The 20,379-nt window shown below is 69.4% G+C and carries 18 protein-coding genes and 3 tRNA genes; 3 read left to right on the top strand and 18 right to left on the bottom strand.

Going from position 1 to position 20,379, the window contains the following annotated elements:
- Window positions 1-5 precede the first annotated feature (5 nt).
- Window positions 6-476 carry a 30S ribosomal protein S7 gene (gene rpsG, locus BN2279_RS23040; protein WP_049572475.1) on the bottom strand — a complete coding sequence of 157 codons (471 nt, stop codon included), beginning with the start codon at window positions 474-476 and terminating at the stop codon, window positions 6-8.
- 2 nt (window positions 477-478) lie between these two features.
- A complete protein-coding gene (gene rpsL, locus BN2279_RS23035) occupies window positions 479-850 on the bottom strand; it encodes a 30S ribosomal protein S12 (protein ID WP_049572471.1) in 372 nt (123 codons plus the stop codon).
- Window positions 851-1,095: 245 nt separating this feature from the next.
- On the opposite strand from rpsL, the gene BN2279_RS23030 reads away from it, so the two are divergent.
- Window positions 1,096-2,238 (top strand): LCP family protein, encoded by a 1,143-nt coding sequence (locus BN2279_RS23030; protein ID WP_234348064.1) that lies wholly within the window; start codon window positions 1,096-1,098, stop codon window positions 2,236-2,238.
- A gap of 62 nt (window positions 2,239-2,300) precedes the next feature.
- Here BN2279_RS23030 and BN2279_RS23025 read toward each other — a convergent pair whose 3' ends face one another.
- From BN2279_RS23025 to BN2279_RS22980, 10 genes are all read right to left on the bottom strand, one after another.
- Window positions 2,301-6,200, bottom strand: coding sequence for a DNA-directed RNA polymerase subunit beta' (locus BN2279_RS23025; protein WP_059012850.1), 3,900 nt, complete (start codon window positions 6,198-6,200; stop codon window positions 2,301-2,303).
- A gap of 101 nt (window positions 6,201-6,301) precedes the next feature.
- Window positions 6,302-9,787, bottom strand: a complete 3,486-nt coding sequence (rpoB, locus tag BN2279_RS23020; protein ID WP_059012848.1) for a DNA-directed RNA polymerase subunit beta — start codon at window positions 9,785-9,787, stop codon at window positions 6,302-6,304.
- Between the two features lie 485 nt (window positions 9,788-10,272).
- On the bottom strand, window positions 10,273-10,659 hold the full coding sequence (rplL, locus tag BN2279_RS23015) for a 50S ribosomal protein L7/L12 (protein WP_059012846.1): 387 nt from the start codon (window positions 10,657-10,659) through the stop codon (window positions 10,273-10,275).
- Window positions 10,660-10,723: 64 nt separating this feature from the next.
- Complete coding sequence (rplJ, locus tag BN2279_RS23010) at window positions 10,724-11,272, bottom strand: 50S ribosomal protein L10 (RefSeq protein ID WP_059012844.1); 549 nt, start codon at window positions 11,270-11,272, stop codon at window positions 10,724-10,726.
- A gap of 287 nt (window positions 11,273-11,559) precedes the next feature.
- The gene (locus tag BN2279_RS23005) at window positions 11,560-12,489 is read right to left on the bottom strand and encodes an SCO4651 family lipoprotein (RefSeq protein ID WP_059012842.1); all 930 of its coding nucleotides are present in this window, start codon (window positions 12,487-12,489) and stop codon (window positions 11,560-11,562) included.
- A 165-nt stretch (window positions 12,490-12,654) separates the two neighbouring features.
- Window positions 12,655-13,371, bottom strand: coding sequence for a 50S ribosomal protein L1 (gene rplA, locus BN2279_RS23000; protein WP_059012840.1), 717 nt, complete (start codon window positions 13,369-13,371; stop codon window positions 12,655-12,657).
- 68 nt (window positions 13,372-13,439) lie between these two features.
- Window positions 13,440-13,871, bottom strand: coding sequence for a 50S ribosomal protein L11 (gene rplK, locus BN2279_RS22995; RefSeq protein WP_059012838.1), 432 nt, complete (start codon window positions 13,869-13,871; stop codon window positions 13,440-13,442).
- A 159-nt stretch (window positions 13,872-14,030) separates the two neighbouring features.
- Window positions 14,031-14,822 carry a transcription termination/antitermination protein NusG gene (nusG, locus tag BN2279_RS22990; protein ID WP_059012836.1) on the bottom strand — a complete coding sequence of 264 codons (792 nt, stop codon included), beginning with the start codon at window positions 14,820-14,822 and terminating at the stop codon, window positions 14,031-14,033.
- Entirely contained in the window at window positions 14,822-15,094 is a 273-nt protein-coding gene (gene secE / locus BN2279_RS22985; RefSeq protein ID WP_059013614.1) for a preprotein translocase subunit SecE, read from the bottom strand. Before secE ends, nusG begins: the two co-directional genes overlap by 1 nt.
- A 79-nt stretch (window positions 15,095-15,173) precedes the next feature.
- Window positions 15,174-15,246 (bottom strand) — tRNA-Trp (locus BN2279_RS22980).
- A 166-nt stretch (window positions 15,247-15,412) separates the two neighbouring features.
- Here BN2279_RS22980 and BN2279_RS22975 point away from each other — a divergent pair.
- Together BN2279_RS22975 and BN2279_RS22970 are read left to right on the top strand one after the other, a co-directional pair.
- Entirely contained in the window at window positions 15,413-16,642 is a 1,230-nt protein-coding gene (locus BN2279_RS22975; RefSeq protein WP_059012834.1) for a pyridoxal phosphate-dependent aminotransferase, read from the top strand.
- A 99-nt stretch (window positions 16,643-16,741) separates the two neighbouring features.
- On the top strand, window positions 16,742-17,761 hold the full coding sequence (locus BN2279_RS22970; RefSeq protein WP_059012831.1) for an adenosine deaminase: 1,020 nt from the start codon (window positions 16,742-16,744) through the stop codon (window positions 17,759-17,761).
- A gap of 15 nt (window positions 17,762-17,776) precedes the next feature.
- Here the strand turns inward: BN2279_RS22970 and BN2279_RS22965 are convergent, their stop codons facing one another.
- From BN2279_RS22965 to BN2279_RS22940, 6 genes are all read right to left on the bottom strand, one after another.
- The gene (locus tag BN2279_RS22965) at window positions 17,777-18,832 is read right to left on the bottom strand and encodes a UDP-N-acetylmuramate dehydrogenase (protein WP_059012830.1); all 1,056 of its coding nucleotides are present in this window, start codon (window positions 18,830-18,832) and stop codon (window positions 17,777-17,779) included.
- Window positions 18,833-18,875: 43 nt separating this feature from the next.
- A complete protein-coding gene (locus tag BN2279_RS22960; RefSeq protein WP_059012827.1) occupies window positions 18,876-19,310 on the bottom strand; it encodes a MaoC family dehydratase in 435 nt (144 codons plus the stop codon).
- Window positions 19,307-19,771: a MaoC family dehydratase N-terminal domain-containing protein gene (locus tag BN2279_RS22955; protein WP_059012826.1), complete on the bottom strand. Its 465-nt coding sequence runs from the start codon at window positions 19,769-19,771 to the stop codon at window positions 19,307-19,309. The genes BN2279_RS22960 and BN2279_RS22955 overlap by 4 nt, the downstream gene beginning before the upstream one ends.
- A 131-nt stretch (window positions 19,772-19,902) precedes the next feature.
- Window positions 19,903-20,067, bottom strand: coding sequence for a 50S ribosomal protein L33 (gene rpmG, locus BN2279_RS22950; RefSeq protein ID WP_006604855.1), 165 nt, complete (start codon window positions 20,065-20,067; stop codon window positions 19,903-19,905).
- 95 nt (window positions 20,068-20,162) lie between these two features.
- Window positions 20,163-20,235: transfer RNA gene (locus BN2279_RS22945), tRNA-Met, on the bottom strand.
- 49 nt (window positions 20,236-20,284) lie between these two features.
- A tRNA-Thr gene (locus BN2279_RS22940) sits at window positions 20,285-20,357 on the bottom strand.
- Between the last annotated feature and the right edge of the window lie 22 nt (window positions 20,358-20,379).

Below are 20,379 nucleotides of genomic sequence, written 5' to 3'. Positions count from 1 at the left end.
AGCGACTACCAGCGGTAGTGCGCGAAGGCCTTGTTGGACTCGGCCATCTTGTGGGTGTCCTCGCGCTTCTTCACGGAGGCACCGAGCCCATTGGACGCGTCGAGCAGCTCGTTCATCAGCCGCTCGGTCATGGTCTTCTCGCGACGGGCGCGGGAGTACCCGACCAGCCAGCGCAGCGCGAGCGTCGACGAACGGCCGGGACGGACCTCGACCGGCACCTGGTAGGTGGCACCGCCGACGCGGCGGGAGCGGACCTCGAGGGTCGGCTTCACGTTCTCCAGCGCGCGCTTCAGCGTGATGACCGGGTCGTTGCCGGTCTTGTCCCGCAGTCCCTCCATCGCGCCGTACACGATGCGCTCGGCGGTGGAGCGCTTCCCGTTCAGGAGCACCTTGTTGATGAGGGAGGTCACCAGAGGAGAACCGTAGACCGGGTCGATGTGGACCGGGCGCTTCGGGGCAGGGCCCTTACGAGGCATGCTTACTTCTCCTTCTTGGCGCCGTAGCGGCTGCGGGCCTGCTTGCGGTTCTTGACACCCTGGGTGTCCAGGGAGCCGCGGATGATCTTGTAACGAACACCCGGCAGGTCCTTCACACGGCCACCGCGCACCAGCACGATGGAGTGCTCCTGAAGGTTGTGGTTCTCACCCGGAATGTAGGCGGTGACCTCGATTCCGTTGCTCAGTCGCACACGGGCGACCTTGCGCAGGGCCGAGTTCGGCTTCTTCGGGGTGGTCGTGAACACACGCGTGCAGACGCCGCGCCGCTGGGGCGAACCCTCCAGGGCGGGCGTCTTGTTCTTCTCGACCTTGTCCTGCCGGCCCTTGCGGACCAGCTGCTGGATCGTTGGCACCGTATCTCCGGTTTCTCTGTGCCGATCTCGATGAAGCTAACCCGGAACACCGCACCGACCCACGCGGTCGGGCGTGTCGAAGACTGCAGGAGCCATTCCTCGCTAGGCTGCGGGGAGCGGATGCAGATCCCGGAGTTCCAATGCGGACTGAAAAAACGCAGGGAACACCCCAGGCACAAGGTCAGAGCGTACCTACCCCACGGGCTGCGGTCAAAACAAGCGCCTGAGAACAGCACAATGACCGTATGAACACTGGAGGGGACGAGAGTATGACGACCGCGCTGCCGCCGGACGCCGCGGACCACGGGTCCGCGGCCGGGGGGAACACCGGGGACTCGGCCGGGGAAAGCCCGGCAGGGAAGAACGTGGCCGGGGAAGACCCAGCCCGGAGGGAGGGCCCCGGGGCGGCGCCCGGCGGGCCGCCGCCCCGGCGAAGACGCCGCTGGCCGCGCGTCCTGCTCGCCTCGCTCGCCGCGATAGCCGTGCTCCTGCTGGCCGGGGCCGGGTACGCCTACTGGCGCACCGACCAGGCGCTCGACTCCATCGACCGCATCCCGGACGCGCTGCCCGACCTCCCCGAGGAGGAGCAGCCGCCGGCCGCGGCGGGGGACGCCGAGGTCTACCTGCTGGTCGGCCTCGACGCCGACGAGACACCCGAGGAGGGCCCGGTCTGGGAGGCGGGCGCGGCGCGCAGCGACACGATGATGCTGCTCCAGCTCTCCGGTGACCGCCGGACCGCCTCGGTGGTGTCGCTCCCCCGGGACACCTGGGTGGACATCCCCGGCCACGGCGAGGCCAAGCTCAACGCGGCCTACTCATGGGGCGGCCCGCCGCTGATGGTCCAGACCGTGCAGAACCTCACCGGCATCCGCGTCGATCACGTTGCCGTCGTGGACTGGTCGGGGTTCCGGGCGCTGACGGACGCGGTGGGCGGCGTCACCGTGGACGGGCAGCGGATGAACGGCGAGGACGCGCTGACCTACGTGCGCGAGCGGGAGTCGCTGCCCGGCGGCGACTTCGACCGCACCCGGCGCCAGCAGAACTTCCTGCGCGCCCTGATGACCCAGACCCTGAGCGCCGACACGCTCACCGACCCGGGCCGGCTGAACGGACTGCTCAACACGGTCGGCGATGTGGTGAGCGTGGACGACCAGCTCAGCAACAGCGACCTGCGCGGCCTGCTCTGGGGGCTGCGCGACATCCGCGCCTCGGACGTGCACTTCATGAACGCCCCGGTGACGGGCACCGACACCATCGCCGGCCAGTCGGTCGTCCTGCTGGACCACGAGGCGGCCCGGCCGCTGTGGCAGGCGATGCTCGACGACGAGATGGCGGCCTACCTGGCCTCCGGCCAGGCCCCGGCGGAGCTGGGCGAGACCGTGCGCTGACACGCCGATGGGCGGCTTCCCCGCTCGGGGAAGCCGCCCATCGCGCTGTTCCGGTACCGGACTCAGCCCTGGTAGGGGCCGTAGTCGTAGTCCTCCAGCGGGACCGCCTGCCCGGAGCCGCCGCCGAAGGGCGAGTAGTCGATGTCGTCGTAGCCGACAGCCGAGTACATCGCGGCCTTCGCCTCCTCGGTGGGCTCGACCCGGATGTTCCGGTAACGGGACAGGCCCGTGCCGGCCGGGATGAGCTTACCGATGATCACGTTCTCCTTGAGGCCGATCAGGGAGTCCGACTTGGCGTTGATCGCCGCGTCGGTGAGCACCCGGGTCGTCTCCTGAAAGGAGGCCGCCGACAGCCACGACTCGGTGGCCAGCGACGCCTTGGTGATGCCCATGAGCTGCGGACGGCCGGAGGCCGGGTGGCCGCCTTCCGCCACGACCCGGCGGTTCTCCGACTCGAACTTCGAGCGCTCGACCAGCTCGCCCGGCAGCAGCTCCGCGTCGCCGGACTCGATGATCGTCACCCGGCGCAGCATCTGCCGGACGATGATCTCGATGTGCTTGTCGTGGATCGCCACACCCTGGGAGTTGTAGACCTTCTGGACCTCGCCCACCAGGTAGATCTGCACAGCCCGCTGGCCGAGGATCCGCAGCACGTCGTGCGGGTTGGCCGCGCCGACCGTCAGCGGCTGGCCGACGGTGACGTGCTCGCCCTCGCTGACCAGCAGCCTGGCGCGCTTGGAGACCGGGTAGGAGGTCTCGTCCGAACCGTCGTCCGGCGTGACGATGACCTTCTTGGTCTTCTCGGTCTCCTCGATCCGCACCCGGCCGGCCGACTCGGAGATCGGCGCGACACCCTTGGGCTGACGGGCCTCGAAGAGCTCGACCACACGCGGCAGACCCTGCGTGATGTCGTCACCGGCGACACCGCCGGTGTGGAACGTGCGCATGGTGAGCTGCGTGCCGGGCTCACCGATGGACTGGGCGGCGATGATGCCGACCGCCTCACCGATGTCGACCAGCTTGCCGGTCGCCAGCGAACGCCCGTAGCACATGGCGCAGGTGCCGACGGCGGACTCGCAGGTGAGGACGGACCGGGTCTTGACGGTCTCGACGCCGTGGCTGACGAGTTCGTCGATCAGCACGTCGCCGAGGTCGGTGCCGGCCGGGGCCAGCACCTTGCCGTCGACCACGATGTCCTCGGCCAGGCAGCGGGCGTAGACGCTGGACTCGACGTCGTCCGCCTTGCGGAGCACGCCGTCGGCGCCCTTGGCCGCGATCGCCAGCTTCAGGCCGCGCTCGGTGCCGCAGTCCTCCTCGCGGATGATGACGTCCTGGGAGACGTCCACCAGACGCCGGGTGAGGTACCCGGAGTCGGCGGTCCGCAGGGCGGTGTCGGCGAGGCCCTTGCGGGCGCCGTGCGTGGAGATGAAGTACTCCAGCACGGAGAGGCCCTCGCGGAACGACGCCTTGATCGGCCGCGGGATGGTCTCGTTCTTCGCGTTGGACACCAGGCCGCGCATACCCGCGATCTGACGCATCTGCATCATGTTTCCGCGGGCGCCCGAGTCGACCATCATGAAGATCGGGTTGGTCTTCGGGAAGTTGTCGCTCATGGCCTCGGCGACCTCGTTGGTCGCCTTCGTCCAGATCGCGATCAGTTCCTGGGTCCGCTCGTCCTTGGTGATCAGGCCGCGCTCGTACTGCTTCTGGACCTTCTCGTCCTGCGCCTCGTAGTTGGCCAGGATGTTCTTCTTGGCCTCGGGCACGACGATGTCGGAGACGGCGACGGTGACACCGGACCGGGTGGCCCAGAAGTAACCGGCGGCCTTCAGGTTGTCCAGGGCGGCGGCGACGACGACCTTGGGGTACCGCTCGGCCAGGTCGTTGACGATGCCGGAGAGCTGCTTCTTGCCCACGGACTGGTCCACGAAGGGGTAGTCCTCGGGCAGCAGCTCGTTGAACAGCGCCCGGCCCAGCGTGGTGCGCAGGCGGAAGCTGTCACCCGGCTGCCACTCGCCCTCGCCCTCGGCGGGCTCCGGCGGGGTCCAGCCGCGCGGCGGGACCGAGCCGACCGGGAAGCGGATGTCGACCTTCGCCTGGAGCGACAGGCCCCCGGCGTCGAACGCCATGATCGCCTCGGCGGTGGACGCGAAGGACCGGCCCTCGCCCTTGACCTCGCGCTCCTCCTCGTCGGTGGTGAGGAAGAACAGGCCCAGCACCATGTCCTGCGTCGGCATGGTGACGGGACGGCCGTCGGCCGGCTTCAGGATGTTGTTCGAGGACAGCATCAGGATGCGGGCCTCGGCCTGCGCCTCCGCCGACAGCGGCAGGTGCACGGCCATCTGGTCGCCGTCGAAGTCCGCGTTGAAGGCGGTGCACACCAGCGGGTGGATCTGGATGGCCTTGCCCTCGACGAGCTGCGGCTCGAACGCCTGGATGCCGAGCCGGTGCAGGGTCGGGGCGCGGTTCAGCAGGACCGGGTGCTCGGCGATGACCTCTTCGAGGACGTCGTACACCACGGTCCGCTGGCGCTCGACCATGCGCTTGGCCGACTTGATGTTCTGCGCGTGGTTGAGATCGACCAGGCGCTTCATCACGAACGGCTTGAACAGCTCCAGGGCCATCGCCTTCGGCAGACCGCACTGGTGCAGCTTGAGCTGCGGGCCGACGACGATCACCGAACGCGCGGAGTAGTCCACGCGCTTGCCGAGCAGGTTCTGCCGGAAGCGGCCCTGCTTGCCCTTGAGCATGTCGGACAGGGACTTCAGCGGCCGGTTGCCAGGACCGGTGACCGGACGGCCGCGGCGGCCGTTGTCGAACAGCGCGTCCACGGCCTCCTGGAGCATGCGCTTCTCGTTGTTCACGATGATCTCGGGCGCGCCGAGGTCGAGAAGCCGCTTCAGGCGGTTGTTCCGGTTGATGACGCGGCGGTACAGGTCGTTCAGGTCGGAGGTCGCGAAGCGGCCACCGTCGAGCTGCACCATCGGGCGCAGGTCCGGCGGGATGACCGGGACGCAGTCCAGGACCATGCCCTTGGGGCTGTTGGACGTCTGGAGGAACGCGGAGACGACCTTGAGCCGCTTCAGGGCGCGGGTCTTCTTCTGGCCCTTGCCGGTGCGGATGATCTCGCGGAGGCGCTCGGCCTCCTCGTCGAGGTCGAAGGTCTCCAGCCGCTTCTGGAGCGCGGCGGCGCCCATCGACCCGTCGAAGTAGGTCCCGAAGCGGTCGCGCAGCTCGCGGTAGAGCAGCTCGTCGCCCTCCAGGTCCTGCACCTTGAGGTTCTTGAAGCGGTTCCACACCTCGTCCAGGCGGTCCAGCTCGCGCTGGGCCCGGTCGCGGAGCTGCTTCATCTCGCGCTCGGCACCCTCGCGCACCTTGCGGCGCACGTCGGCCTTGGCGCCCTCGGCCTCCAGCTCGGCCAGGTCGGACTCCTGCTTCTTGGCCCTGGCCTCCAGGTCCGCGTCGCGGCGCTGCTCGATCTGCTGGCGCTCGACGGAGATGTGGGCCTCCAGCGACGGCAGGTCGCGCGTGCGGCGCTCCTCGTCCACGTACGTGATCATGTACGCGGCGAAGTAGATGACCTTTTCGAGGTCCTTGGGGGCCAGGTCCAGCAGGTAGCCCAGCCGGGACGGAACGCCCTTGAAGTACCAGATGTGGGTCACGGGAGCGGCCAGCTCGATGTGACCCATCCGCTCGCGGCGCACCTTGGCACGGGTCACCTCGACGCCGCAGCGCTCACAGATGATGCCCTTGAAACGGACGCGCTTGTACTTGCCGCAGTAGCACTCCCAGTCCCGGGTCGGACCGAAGATCTTCTCGCAGAAGAGTCCGTCCTTCTCGGGCTTGAGGGTGCGGTAGTTGATGGTCTCCGGCTTCTTGACCTCGCCGTGTGACCACTGACGGATGTCGTCAGCGGTGGCCAGGCCGATCCGCAGTTCGTCGAAGAAGTTGACGTCGAGCACTCTCGTCAATCCCTCTCAGGGTCGTGTCAGTCAATGGTCTGTCGGGGTCCGGGTGGGGAGGCCGGGGAGGGAGAACGGGCTCTCTCCCCCGGCCCGACCCGTCAGACCTCTTCGACGCTGCTCGGCTCGCGCCGGGACAGGTCGATGCCGAGCTCTTCCGCGGCGCGGAAGACGTCCTCGTCGGTGTCGCGCATCTCGATGGACATGCCGTCCGAGGACAGCACCTCCACGTTGAGGCAGAGCGACTGCATTTCCTTGATGAGCACCTTGAAGGACTCCGGAATGCCGGGCTCAGGGATGTTCTCGCCCTTGACGATGGCCTCGTAGACCTTCACGCGGCCGGTCACGTCGTCGGACTTGATGGTCAGCAGCTCCTGGAGGGCGTAGGCGGCGCCGTACGCCTCCAGCGCCCACACCTCCATCTCACCGAAGCGCTGGCCGCCGAACTGGGCCTTACCACCCAGCGGTTGCTGGGTGATCATGGAGTACGGACCGGTCGAACGGGCGTGCAGCTTGTCGTCGACCAGGTGGTGCAGCTTCAGGATGTACATGTACCCGACCGAGATCGGGTCCGGGAACGGCTCGCCGGACCGGCCGTCGAACAGCCGGGCCTTCCCGGAGGGCAGCACCAGCCGGTCGCCGTCCCGGTTGGGGATGGTGGACTCGAACAGGCCGGCCATCTCGTCCTCGCGGGCGCCGTCGAAGACCGGGGTGGCGACGTTGGTGCCGGGCGCGACCTCGTCGGCGCCGATGGCCCGCAGCCGCTCCTTCCAGTCCGCGTCCGCGCCCTCGACCTTCCAGCCCTGGGAGGCGAGCCAGCCGAGGTGGATCTCCAGGACCTGGCCCGGGTTCATCCGGGACGGGACGCCCAGCGGGTTGAGGATGATGTCGACCGGGGTGCCGTCCTCCATGAACGGCATGTCCTCCACGGGCAGGATCTTGGAGATCACGCCCTTGTTGCCGTGGCGGCCGGCCAGCTTGTCACCGTCGGTGATCTTGCGCTTCTGGGCCACGTAGACGCGGACGAGCTGGTTCACGCCCGGGGGCAGCTCGTCGCCCTCCTCGCGGTCGAAGACGCGCACGCCGATGACCTTGCCGGTCTCGCCGTGCGGCACCTTCAGCGAGGTGTCGCGGACCTCACGGGCCTTCTCGCCGAAGATCGCGCGCAGCAGGCGCTCCTCCGGGGTCAGCTCGGTCTCGCCCTTCGGGGTGACCTTGCCGACCAGGATGTCGCCGGCCTCGACCTCGGCGCCGATGCGGATGATGCCGCGGTCGTCCAGGTCGGCCAGGACCTCCTCCGAGACGTTCGGGATGTCCCGGGTGATCTCCTCGGGGCCCAGCTTGGTGTCGCGGGCGTCGACCTCGTGCTCCTCGATGTGGATCGAGGAGAGGACGTCGTCCTGCACCAGACGCTGGGAGAGGATGATCGCGTCCTCGTAGTTGTAGCCCTCCCACGGCATGAACGCGACCAGCAGGTTCTTGCCCAGGGCCATCTCGCCGCGCTGGGTGGAGGGGCCGTCGGCGATGACCTGCCCGGCCACCACGCGCTCGCCCTCCTCGACCATGACCTTCTGGTTGTAGGAGGTGCCCTGGTTGGAGCGGTGGAACTTGGCGAGGCGGTGCGTGACGTGCGTGCCGTCGTCGTTCTGGATGGTGACGTAGTCCGCGGAGACGTCGGTGATGACGCCGTCCTGCTCGGCCTTGATCACGTCGCCCGCGTCGACGGCGGAGCGGTACTCCATGCCGGTGCCGACCAGCGGCGACTCGGCCTGGATCAGCGGCACGGCCTGGCGCATCATGTTCGAGCCCATGAGCGCGCGGTTGGCGTCGTCGTGCTCCAGGAACGGGATCATGGCGGTCGCGACCGACACCATCTGGCGCGGCGAGACGTCCATGTAGTGGACCTCGGTGCCGGTGACGTAGTCGATCTCGCCGCCGCGGCGGCGCACCAGGACGCGGGACTCGGCGAAGTGGTAGTCGTCGGTCAGCTTGGCGTTCGCCTGGGCGATGACGTACCGGTCCTCCTCGTCCGCGGTCAGGTAGTGCACCTCGTCGGTGACCACACCGTCGGTGACCTTGCGGTACGGGGTCTCGACGAAGCCGAACGCGTTCACCCGGCCGAAGGCGGCGAGCGAGCCGATCAGGCCGATGTTCGGCCCTTCCGGCGTCTCGATCGGGCACATGCGGCCGTAGTGCGAGGGGTGCACGTCACGGACTTCCAGACCCGCCCGCTCACGGCTCAGACCGCCGGGGCCCAGCGCCGACAGGCGGCGCTTGTGGGTGAGCCCGGACAGCGGGTTCGTCTGGTCCATGAACTGGGAGAGCTGGCTGGTGCCGAAGAACTCCTTGATGGAGGCGACGACCGGCCGGATGTTGATCAGCGTCTGCGGGGTGATCGCCTCGACATCCTGCGTGGTCATGCGCTCGCGGACGACGCGCTCCATACGGGCCAGACCGGTGCGGACCTGGTTCTGGATCAGCTCGCCGACGTTGCGCAGGCGGCGGTTGCCGAAGTGGTCGATGTCGTCGGTCTCGACGACCAGCGTCCGGCCGTCCGGCAGCGCGGTCTCGGTCTCGCCTGCGTGCAGGCGGACCAGGTACTTGATCGTGGCGACGATGTCCTCGACGGTGAGCACGCCGGCGTCCAGCGGCTCGTCCCCGCCGAGCTTCTTGTTGATCTTGTACCGGCCGACCTTGGCCAGGTCGTACCGCTTCGGGTTGAAGTACAGGTTCTCCAGCAGGGTCTGCGCGGCCTCGCGGGTCGGCGGCTCGCCCGGGCGCAGCTTGCGGTAGATGTCGAGCAGAGCGTCGTCCTGCCCCTGAGTGTGGTCCTTCTCCAGGGTGGCGCGCATCGACTCGTAGTCGCCGAACTCCTCCAGGATCTGGTCGGAGGTCCAGCCCAGGGCCTTCAGCAGCACGGTGACGGACTGCTTGCGCTTGCGGTCGATGCGGACGCCGACCATGTCGCGCTTGTCGATCTCCATCTCCAGCCAGGCACCCCGGGACGGGATGATCTTGGCGGAGAAGAGGTCCTTGTCGGACGTCTTGTCGATGCTGCTGTCGAAGTACACGCCCGGCGACCGGACGAGCTGCGACACGACGACGCGCTCGGTACCGTTGATGACGAAGGTGCCCTTGTTGGTCATCAGCGGGAAGTCGCCCATGAAGACCGTCTGGGACTTGATCTCACCGGTCTCGTTGTTGGTGAACTCGGCGGTGACGAAGAGCGGCGCCGCGTAGGTGAAGTCGCGCTCCTTGCACTCGTCGATCGAGTTCTTGGGGGGCTCGAAGCGGTGATCGCGGAACGTCAGGGACATCGACCCGGAGAAGTCCTCGATCGGGGAGATCTCCTCGAAGATCTCCTCGAGCCCCGACTTCCTGGGGACGTCCTGTCCACTGTCCAGCGCGGCCTCGACGCGGGCTTTCCAGGCGTCGTTACCGAGGAGCCAGTCGAAGCTCTCGGTCTGCAGCGCAAGGAGATTCGGAACCTCCAGCGGTTCCTTGATCTTCGCAAAAGAGACACGCAGTGGTGCGGTGCTGGTGCCGTTGTACGTACTGTTGGTCGAGGCGTTGCGCGAGGCGGCCAAGAGGGGGTCCTTCCGAGGGCTCGGACTCTCTGCGCGCGTACCGGCCCCCCTGGTGACGGGCAAGGGGCATCCAGGCAGCGCAAAGGGTCAGTGTAGCCACAAGACCCACTGATGTCCAATGCCCGTACCGACCATCGAGGTGCCACCCTCGGTGTTCTTCACGCTGTGCCCTCCAGGCAGGTCTGCTCCCGATCGCCTCGATCACCGGGTGCTGACCCGTCTGCCGCATCACTTCCCGCTCCGCCGGGGATCCATGCCTCGGAACACGGATCGATCTGGCGGCGCGAGAGGAGAATCGCGCGCCTGCCGCGGTTCGTCAAGGCCCCTGCTCCCTCACCACCCGTCTCGGACGGGACCCGGGGAGCGACCGTGGTTCACCTTACCCGCACCGGCCCCGGGGGCAAGGAGCCCGCTGCCACAACGCCGAGGGGCGACCACCCGAGTGGGTGATCGCCCCTGGCAGGAGCCACGCGGTCAGCGTGAGATCACTTGACCTCGACGCCGGCGCCGGCGGCGGCGAGGGCCTCGCGCGCCTTCTCGGCGGCCTCCTTGTTCACCTTCTCCAGGACGGGCTTCGGCGTGTTGTCCACCAGCTCCTTGGCCTCCTTCAGGCCGAGGGAGGTGAGCTCACGCACGACCTTGATGACCTGGATCTTCTTGTCGCCCGGGCCGGTGAGGACGACGTCGAACTCGTCCTTCTCCTCCTCGGCCTCGGCGGCGCCACCGGCACCACCGGGGGCGGCGACGGCGACGGCGGCCGGGGCGGCGGCCTTGACGTCGAACTTCTCCTCGAACGCCTTGACGAACTCGGACAGCTCGAGCAGGGTCATGCCCGCGAAGTGGTCGAGCAGCTCGTCGTGGGTCAGCGCCATGATGGCGGTCCTTCCATGTCAGTCGGCTGGTGCCGGATTTCGTTGGCTGGGGGCGGGTGTTCGCCTACTCGGCAGGAGCCGGCTCGCCGGCACCGCCCTGCTCCTCGAGCTTGGCCCGCAGCGCGTCCGCGGTGCGGACGAACTCCGTGAGCGGGGCCTGGAAGGTCGCCGCGGCCTTCGCCATGGACGCCTTCATGCCACCGGCCAGCTTGGAGAGGAGCACCTCGCGGGACTCGAGGTCCGCGAGCTTGGTGATCTCTTCGGCGCTCAGCGCCTTGCCGTCGAGGACACCGCCCTTGATGACGAGAGCGGGGTTCTCCTTGGCGAAGTCACGCAGACCCTTGGCCGTCTCGACCGGGTCTCCGGTCACGAAGGCGACGGCCGTCGAGCCCTTGAAGAACTCGTCGAGCCCGGTGACCCCGGCCTCGTTGGCCGCGATCTTGGTCAGCGTGTTCTTCGCCACGCGGTACTGGGCGTTCTCACCGAGCGAGCGGCGCAGCTTCTTGAGCTGAGCCACGGTGAGCCCGGTGTACGCGGTGACGACGGCCGCGTTGGAGTTCTCGAACTTCTCCTTGATCTCCGCGACGACCGCGCCCTTGTCAGGACTCGCCATAACCTCGGCCCTCCTTCCGGGTCTTTCCGGGTGCTGTTTTCCCAAGTCGGGGACCGCACGGAAGGGGCCGTACAACAACGAAACGCCCCGAGCGCAGGCGCTCAGGGCGGACACGCGACCGCGTTCAACACCACGGTCGGACAGAGTCTTCCACGATCACCTGCGCGGGCCGTCCGCATCATCAGCGGAACCTTCGGTCTCCCCGGGCTCCGAGCGGAGCCCGGGGCGACAACCTGCGGTCTTTGGCTACCGTGCGAGAGTAGAGGAACGGCCGGGCGTCAGGCAAATCAGCCCAGATCCGCGCCGAGCCCCGTCCCCTCCCCCAGCTCCCGGAGAAGCTCCCCGAAGTCGACCACGGAACCGGCCGGCGGCGCGGCCACCTCCACGTCGGTGCCGAAGTCGCTGTACCGGACCTCGTACTCCACCGGTCCCGCGCTGGTGTCGTAGGTCTGGTGGATGCGGACCGGGAAGTCGTTGTCGTCGACCCAGACGTCGATGTCGTAGCTCTCGATGCCCTGCTGCTCCATGACGTCGATGAGTTCCTCGCGTTCCTCCTCGGTGAGGAAGTCGGCGCTGCCGTTGCGCTCCATCGCGTCCTCGACGGAGATGGTGCCCTGGTAGTGGGTGACCTCGACGCCGTCCAGCGACTCCTCGCCGACGACCTCGATCTCCGGCGACTGGAGCAGCAGGGCGAGCTGCTGGGCCGGGTCCTGGCCGGCCTCGTCCAGGCCGAACGACAGGGCGTCCGCGGCGGCCTCGTCGCCGGACTCCTCGGCGAGGGCCGTCAGGTCCAGGGCGAGCCAGTCGCGGCCCTGGAAGTCACCGCCGAAGCCGGCGCCCATGTTCATGTACATCACGTCGTCCACCCAGACGACCGCGATCTCCTCGGGGATCGCCGGGTCGGCCGCGAGGCCCTCGCCGGTCATGGTGATGTCCATGGCCAGTTCGGGGTCCCACGACATGGCGCCCGACATCTCCAGCTCGCCGCCGGCCGACTGCGGGGAGCGCATCACCGCCTCGAACCTGGCGGACGTCGTCTCCCGCGTGGTCTCCGCCGCCGCGGCCACGGCGTCGAAGGCGGCCCGGACGGAGGTCCCGTCCCCCTGGCCCGAACTGTCCGTCGATGTGCTGCCGGATCCGGAATCGCTGCAGGCGGCCGTGGCCGCCAGCAGGGCGACACCGGCGGCTCCGAGCGCGGCTGTGCGTATGGGACGCATGGTTCCCCCGGTCCTTCCGTGGTGTGCGGACGTCTGGCTCTGTGACCCGTGCCTTCCGTTTCACGCTAACCCAGCGCCCCGGCGACGAAAATGCCCGCCCCCGCTCTGTAACAGAACGGGGACGGGCAACTGTCGGGCGCGTCACGCCACATGCGACCGGGAAGGTCAGACGGCGGCTTCCTCCGCGAGGAGGTCACGGGTGCGGTTGGTGTCGATCGGCACGCCCGGACCCATCGTGGTGGAGATGGTCGCCTTCTTCAGGTAACGGCCCTTGGCCGCCGAGGGCTTGAGGCGGAGGATCTCGTCCAGGGCCGCCGCGTAGTTCTCCACGAGGAGGCGCTCGTCGAAGGACACCTTGCCGATGATGAAGTGGAGGTTCGCGTGCTTGTCCACGCGGAACTCGATCTTGCCGCCCTTGATCTCGGTGACGGCCTTGGCCACGTCGGGGGTGACGGTGCCGGTCTTCGGGTTCGGCATCAGACCGCGCGGGCCGAGGACGCGGCCGAGGCGGCCGACCTTGCCCATGAGGTCCGGGGTCGCGACGACGGCGTCGAAGTCCAGACGGCCGCCGGCGACCTCGTCGATCAGTTCGTCGGAGCCGACGATGTCGGCCCCCGCGGCCTCCGCCGCCGCGGCACGCTCACCGGTCGCGAAGACCAGGACCCGGGCGGTCTTGCCGGTGCCGTGCGGAAGGTTGACGGTGCCGCGGACCATCTGGTCGGCCTTGCGCGGGTCGACACCCAGGCGCATGGCGACCTCGACGGTCGCGTCGAACTTGGCCGTGTTGGTGTCCTTGGCGAGACGGACGGCCTCGAGGGGGGCGTAGACGCGGGTGCGGTCGACCTTGGCGTCCGCGCCGCGGAGGTTCTTGCTGCGCTTCACTGCTGCTCCTGCTGGTAGTGAGGGGAGTCGTGGTCCGGGCCAGCGCGGGCCCTGCCACGGCGGGCGGATCAGCCCTCGACGGTGACACCCATGGAACGGGCGGTGCCGGCGATGATCTTCTCGGCGGCGTCCAGGTCGTTGGCGTTGAGGTCGGGGAGCTTGGTGGTGGCGATCTCCCGGACCTGGGCGCGCGTGATCTTGGCGACCTTGGTCTTGTGGGGCTCGCCGGAGCCCTTCTCCACGCCCGCGGCCTTGAGGATCATCTTCGCGGCCGGCGGGGTCTTGGTGATGAAGGTGAAGGAGCGGTCCTCGTAGACCGTGATCTCCACCGGGATGACCCAGCCGCGCTGCGACTCGGTCGCCGCGTTGTAGGCCTTGCAGAACTCCATGATGTTCACGCCGTGCTGGCCCAGCGCCGGACCGACGGGCGGCGCGGGGTTGGCCGCGCCGGCCTGGATCTGGAGCTTGATCAGCCCAGTGACTTTCTTCCTTGGAGCCATTCGCTCTCTCCGGGTCCTTGATGAGAAGGCGCGCGGCGATCATCCGCGCGCAGGCATACCGCCCCACGGTAACGGGTACGGTCGTACGGCCAAAATCGAGGGCCGGGCGGCACCAACGCCCGCCCGGCCCCGGAGCGCTCCTTTCGAGGAGCGCGGGCCTCAGTTCTTCTGGATCTGGTCGAAGCTCAGCTCGACCGGGGTCTCCCGGCCGAAGATCTCGACCAGGCCCTTGACCTTCTTCGAGTCCGGGTTGATCTCGTTGATCGTCGCCTGGAGCGTGGCGAACGGGCCGTCGGTGACGGTGACCGAGTCGCCGACTTCGAAGTCCAGCACCTGGACCTCGACCTTGCGGCCCCCGGCCGCGCCGCCCTCGGCGGCGGCCTCCGCCGCGGCCTTCTGCTCGGCTTCGGGCGCGAGCATCTTGACGATCTCGTCCAGCGTCAGCGGGTACGGGTCGTAGGCGTTGCCGACGAAGCCCGTGACGCCCGGGGTGTTCCGCACCACGCCCCAGGACTCGTTGGTCAGGTCCATCCGCACCAGCACGTAGCTGGGAAGCTTGTTCTGCTTGATCGTCCGGCGGTCGCCGTTCTTGATCTGGACGACCTCTTCCTGCGGCACCTCGACCTGGAAGATGTAGTCCTCGACGTTGAGCGAGACGGCCCGCTGCTCCAGGTTCGTCTTCACGCGGTTCTCGTATCCCGCGTACGTGTGCACGACGTACCACTCACCCGGCAGGACGCGCAGCTCCTCGCGGAGCTGGGCGACAGGGTCGACGGGCTCCTCGGCCACGGGCTCCTCCGCGGCCGGCGCCTCTTCGTCCGCGGCCGGCACCTCTTCGACGATGTCGTCGCGCTCGGTGTCCTCGCTCTCGGCGTCGGGCGCGGCGTCGTTCGGGATCGGGTCAGACACGGTGACTGCTTCTTCCTGACTTTCGGACGAGGGCAAATACATCAGCCGAAGACATACTCGACGGCTCGGCTGAATCCCCAGTCAAGCACGGTCAGCAGGCAGATGACGACGATGACGAAGAAGATCACCGCCGAAGCGTAGGTCGACAACTGGCGCCGGGAAGGCCAGACGACCTTGCGCAGCTCGGCGATGACCTGCCGGTAGAACAGCACGAGCCTGGCCAGCGGCCCCTTCTTGGCGCGCTTGCCGCGTCGGCCGGTTTTGCCCTCGCCCCGGGGCTCCCGGGGCTCTGGCGTCTCCACGGAGTCCGTGATCCCAGCCACTCGTCCTCACCTGATCCCGGTCATGGTCAAAAGCCGCCCGGCCACCCGGACGGCTGTTCACTTCGTGTAGCAGGGCCGGAGGGACTTGAACCCCCAACCGCTGGTTTTGGAGACCAGTGCTCTACCAATTGAGCTACGACCCTTTGCCGTGTGGTCCCGACAACCTACCGCATCGAGCGCCACCGCTGAGGAGTGTACGTGGTGAAGCGCCCGCCGTCGAACGGCTACTGGCGTGCCCGGTGGGGCGTTCCCGTCGCACCTCGGCAACCCGGGTGTCACCGCCCGGGGTCGTCTGGAACGATGCCTCCCATGACCCTCGCTTCCTCCTCTCCCGCAGCGCGCCGGGTCTCGGCGCGGATCGGCGCTATCTCCGAGTCGGCGACGCTGGCCGTCGACGCCAAGGCCAAGGCACTCAAGGCCGCCGGGCGCCCGGTGATCGGTTTCGGCGCCGGTGAGCCGGACTTCCCGACGCCCGACTACATCGTCGAGGCGGCGGTGGCGGCCTGCCGCAACCCCAAGTACCACCGCTACACCCCGCCCGGCGGCCTCCCCGAGCTGAAGGAGGCCATCGCCGCCAAGACGCTGCGCGACTCCGGCTACCAGGTGGACGCCGCGCAGATCCTGGTGACCAACGGCGGCAAGCAGGCGATCTACGAGGCGTTCGCCGCGATGCTCGACCCGGGCGACGAGGTCATCGTGCCCGCGCCGTACTGGACCACCTACCCGGAGTCGATCCGGCTGGCCGGCGGCGTGCCGGTCGAGGTGACCGCCGACGAGACGACCGGCTACCGGGTCTCCGTCGAGCAGTTGGAGGCGGCCCGCACCGAGCGGACGAAGGTGCTGCTCTTCGTCTCGCCGTCCAACCCGACCGGCGCGGTCTACTCGCGTGAGCAGACCGAGGAGATCGGCCGCTGGGCCGCGGAGCACGGGCTGTGGGTGATGACGGACGAGATCTACGAGCACCTGGTCTACGGCGACGCCCGCTTCACCTCGCTGCCGGTGGTCGTGCCGGAGCTGGCCGACCGCTGCGTCGTCGTCAACGGCGTCGCCAAGACGTACGCGATGACCGGCTGGCGGGTGGGCTGGGTGGTCGGCCCGAAGGACATCGTCAAGGCGGCGACGAACCTCCAGTCGCACGCGACGTCCAACGTCAGCAACGTCGCCCAGGCCGCGGCCCTCACCGCCGTCGCCGGCGACCTGACCGCGGTGGAGCGGATGCGCGAGGCGTTCGACCGCCGGCGCCGCACCATCGTGCGGATGCTGAACGAGATCGAGGGCGTCACCTGCCCCGAGCCGGAGGGCGCGTTCTACGCGTACCCGTCGGTGAAGGCGCTGCTGGGCAAGGAGATCCGCGGCAGGCGTCCGGCGAGCAGCCTGGAGCTGGCCGGGGTGCTGCTGGAGGAGGCCGAGGTGGCGGTCGTGCCGGGCGAGGCGTTCGGCACCCCCGGCTATCTGCGGCTGTCCTACGCGCTGGGCGACGACGACCTGGTCGAGGGCGTCTCCCGGCTCCAGAAGCTGCTGGCCGAGGCCGCGGACTGATCCGTGTCCCCGGGCGTGCGCCCGCCCGCCAGTTCGGTCGGGCGCACGTCCGGGGCACGTGACTACCGGCCTTCCGCGCGGATACGGCAAGATCTTGGGATGGATCGTGTTCGTGACGTCCGCACCTTGCCGAAAGCCCACCTTCACCTGCACTTCACCGGCTCGATGCGCCCCGGCACCCTGATAGAGCTGGCCGACAAGTACGGCGTGCACCTGCCGGAGGCCCTCAGAAGCGGCCGGCCGCCCCGGCTGCGGGCCACGGACGAGCGCGGGTGGTTCCGTTTCCAGCGGCTGTACGACATCGCGCGCTCCTGCCTGCGCGGTCCCGAGGACATCCAGCGGCTGGTGCGCGAGGCGGCGGAGGAGGATCTGCGCGACGGGGCGCGGTGGCTGGAGATCCAGGTGGACCCCACCTCGTACGCGCCCCGGCTGGGCGGGCTGAGTCCCGCGCTGGAGATCATCCTGGACGCGGTGGAGACGACCTCGCGCGAGACCGGCCTCGGCATGCGGGTGCTGGTCGCGGCGAACCGTGTCAAGCATCCGCTGGAGGCCAGGACCCTGGCCCGGCTCGCGGTCCGTTACCGGGACCGGGGCATCGTCGGGTTCGGCCTGTCCAACGACGAACGCCACGGGTTCGCGCGGGACTTCGACCGGGCGTTCGCCATCGCCCGGGACGGCGGGCTGCTGGCGGCGCCGCACGGCGGGGAGTTGTCGGGCCCGGCGAGCGTGCGGGACTGCCTGGACGACCTGCGGGCGGCCCGGATCGGGCACGGGGTGCGGGCGGCGGAGGATCCGCGGCTGCTGGAGCGGCTGGCGCGGGCGCGGGTGACGTGCGAGGTGTGCCCGGCGTCGAACGTGGCGCTCGGCGTGTACGAGACGCTGGCCGACGTGCCGCTGCGGACGCTGTGGCGGGCGGGTGAGCCGATGGCGCTGGGCGCGGACGACCCGCTGCTGTTCGGCTCGCGGCTGGCGGCGCAGTACGGGATCGCGCGGGAGCACCACGGGTTCACGGACGCGGAACTGGCGGAGCTGGCGCGGCAGTCGGTGCGGGCCTCGGCGGCGCCGGAGGACGTGCGGGCCAAGATCCTGCTGGAGATCGACGAGTGGCTGGCGCTGTGACGGCCTCCGGCTCTCCTACAGGGCGGCGCCCACCATCACCGGCTCGTTGACCAGGGTGACGCCGAACGCCGCCCGCACGCCGTCCCTGACCTCGCGGGCCAGGGCGAGCAGGTCGGCGGTGGTGGCGCCGCCGCGGTTGGTGAGCGCGAGGGTGTGCTTGCCGGAGATGCGGGCGGGGCCGGTGCCGTAGCCCTTGGTGAAGCCGGCCCGGTCGATCAGCCAGGCCGCCGAGGTCTTGGTGCGGCCCTCGCCGGCCGGGTAGGCGGGCGGGGCGGCGTCGAGGCCGAGGCGTTCGGCGACGCGGGCGCGGAAGGCGGCGAACTCGGCGTCGTCCAGGACGGGGTTGGTGAAGAAGGAGCCGGCCGACCAGGTGTCGTGGTCCTCGGGGTCGAGGACCATGCCCTTGCCGGTGCGCAGCTTGAGGACCGCGTCGCGGGCGTCGGCGGCGGGCACGCGGTCGCCGGGCTCGACGCCGAGCAGGCGGGCGGTCTCCGCGTACCGGATGGGCGCGGAGAGCCCGCCGGCGTCCTGGAGCGCGAAGCGGACGCGGAGCACGGCGAACCGGCCGGGGTCGGCCTTGAAGCGGCTGTGCCGGTAGGCGAATCCGCACGCGGCGTTGGGCAGGGTGACGACGGCGCGGGCGGCGCGGTCGTAGGCGACGACCTCGGTCAGGACGGTGGAGACCTCCTGGCCGTAGGCGCCGACGTTCTGGATGGGGGTGGCGCCGGCCGAGCCGGGGATGCCGGCCAGGCACTCGACGCCGGCGAGCCCGGCCTCGACGGTGCGGGTGACGGCGTCGGACCAGACCTCCCCGGCGGCCAGCTCCAGATGGGTGCCGTCCAGGCGGAAACCGGTGGTGGCGACGCGCAGGGCGGTGCCGTCGAAGCCCTCGTCGGCGACGACGAGGTTGCTGCCGCCGCCGATGATCAGCAGCGGCGCTCCGGCGGCGTCGGCCGCGCGGACGGCCTCCACGACCTCGTCGTCGGTCTCGGCGACGACCAGCCGCGCGGCCGGCCCGCCGAGGCGGAGGGTGGTCAGCGGGGCGAGCGGCGCGTTGGGGATCTCCTGCACCCCGCCAGAATACGGCGGGGTCCGGGCCGGGCGTGCCGTGCCGTCAGGCGAGGCGGACCACCGCGCGGGCCATGCCGAGGACCTTCTGCCCCGCGCTGCGCGCGATCAGGTCGACGCGGACCGTCCGGGCCTCGTCGTCCAGCTTGGCGGCGACCGTCGCGGAGACCTCGATCCGGGCGCCGGTGTCGTCGTCGGGCACCACGACCGGCTTGGTGAACCGCACGCCGTACTCCACCACGGCCGCCGGGTCGCCGGCCCAGTCGGTGACCACCCGGATCGCCGCGGCCATGGTGAACATGCCGTGCGCGATCACGTCCGGCAGGCCGACCTCCTTGGCGAACCGCTCGTTCCAGTGGATCGGGTTGAAGTCCCCCGAGGCGCCCGCGTAGCGCACCAGCGTCTCGCGGGTGACCGGGAAGACGGCCGAGGGCAATTCGTCGCCGGTCGCGACCTCGGCGTAGGCGATCTGGGCCGTCATGCCCGGTCCTCCCCGTCGTCCTTCTGGCGCGCCACCAGCTTGGTGTACGCGGTGACCACGTGCTCCCCGGCGGCGTCGTGGACCTCGCCGCGGACGTCGAGGATCTCGTTGCCCGCCATGGACCTGACCGTCTCGATGACCGAGGTGACCGTGAGCCGGTCCCCCGCCCGCACCGGCCGGGTGTAGACGAACCGCTGGTCGCCGTGGACCACGCGGGCGTAGTCCAGGCCCAGCTTGGGGTCCTGGATGACCTGCCCGGCGGCCTGGAAGGTGATCGCGAAGACGAACGTCGGCGGCGCGATCACGTCCTCGTGTCCGAGCGCCCTCGCCGCTTCCGGGTCCGTGTACGCCGGGTTCGGGTCCCCGATCGCCTCGGCGAACTCGCGGATCTTCTCCCGGCCGACCTCGTACGGCTCGGTGGGCGGATAGCTCCGCCCGGCGAAGGACTGATCAAGGGGCATGGGCGGAAATCCTCATCCCGGGCTGTCGGCCTGTCATTTCCCCGCCGCCGCGCGCGACGACAGAAGCGTCGAGGCCGCCCCCGGTGCGGGGGCGGCCTCGACGTCGAACCATGGTTCGGCTCTCTGGACGGTCAGCGCGTCTCGCGGTGAGCCGTGTGCGAGTTGCAACGCGGGCAGTGCTTCTTCATCTCCAGGCGATCCGGGTCGTTGCGCCGGTTCTTCTTGGTGATGTAGTTCCGCTCCTTGCACTCCACGCAGGCCAGCGTGATCTTCGGGCGGACGTCGGTGGCAGCCACGTGAGTGCTCCTTGACGGATGGACGGGTTTAACACTGGTTGAACACAGAGAGAGTAGCCGATCAGAGGGCCAACCCTGTAATCGGCTACGTGACGTAGCGGCGACCGGACTTGAACCGGTGACACAACGATTATGAGCCGTTTGCTCTACCGACTGAGCTACGCCGCCACGAGGTGGGCGGTCCCCGCGATCACACGAGGGAGACCTCACACCTCAGAGCCCCAAAACGGAATCGAACCGTTGACCTTCTCCTTACCATGGAGACGCTCTGCCGACTGAGCTATTGGGGCGAGCGCTCAAGAGATTACACGC

Source organism: Streptomyces specialis, from assembly GCF_001493375.1.
Classification (GTDB): Bacteria; Actinomycetota; Actinomycetes; order Streptomycetales; family Streptomycetaceae; genus Streptomyces; species Streptomyces specialis.
This window is presented reverse-complemented; position numbering and strand designations above follow the sequence as displayed.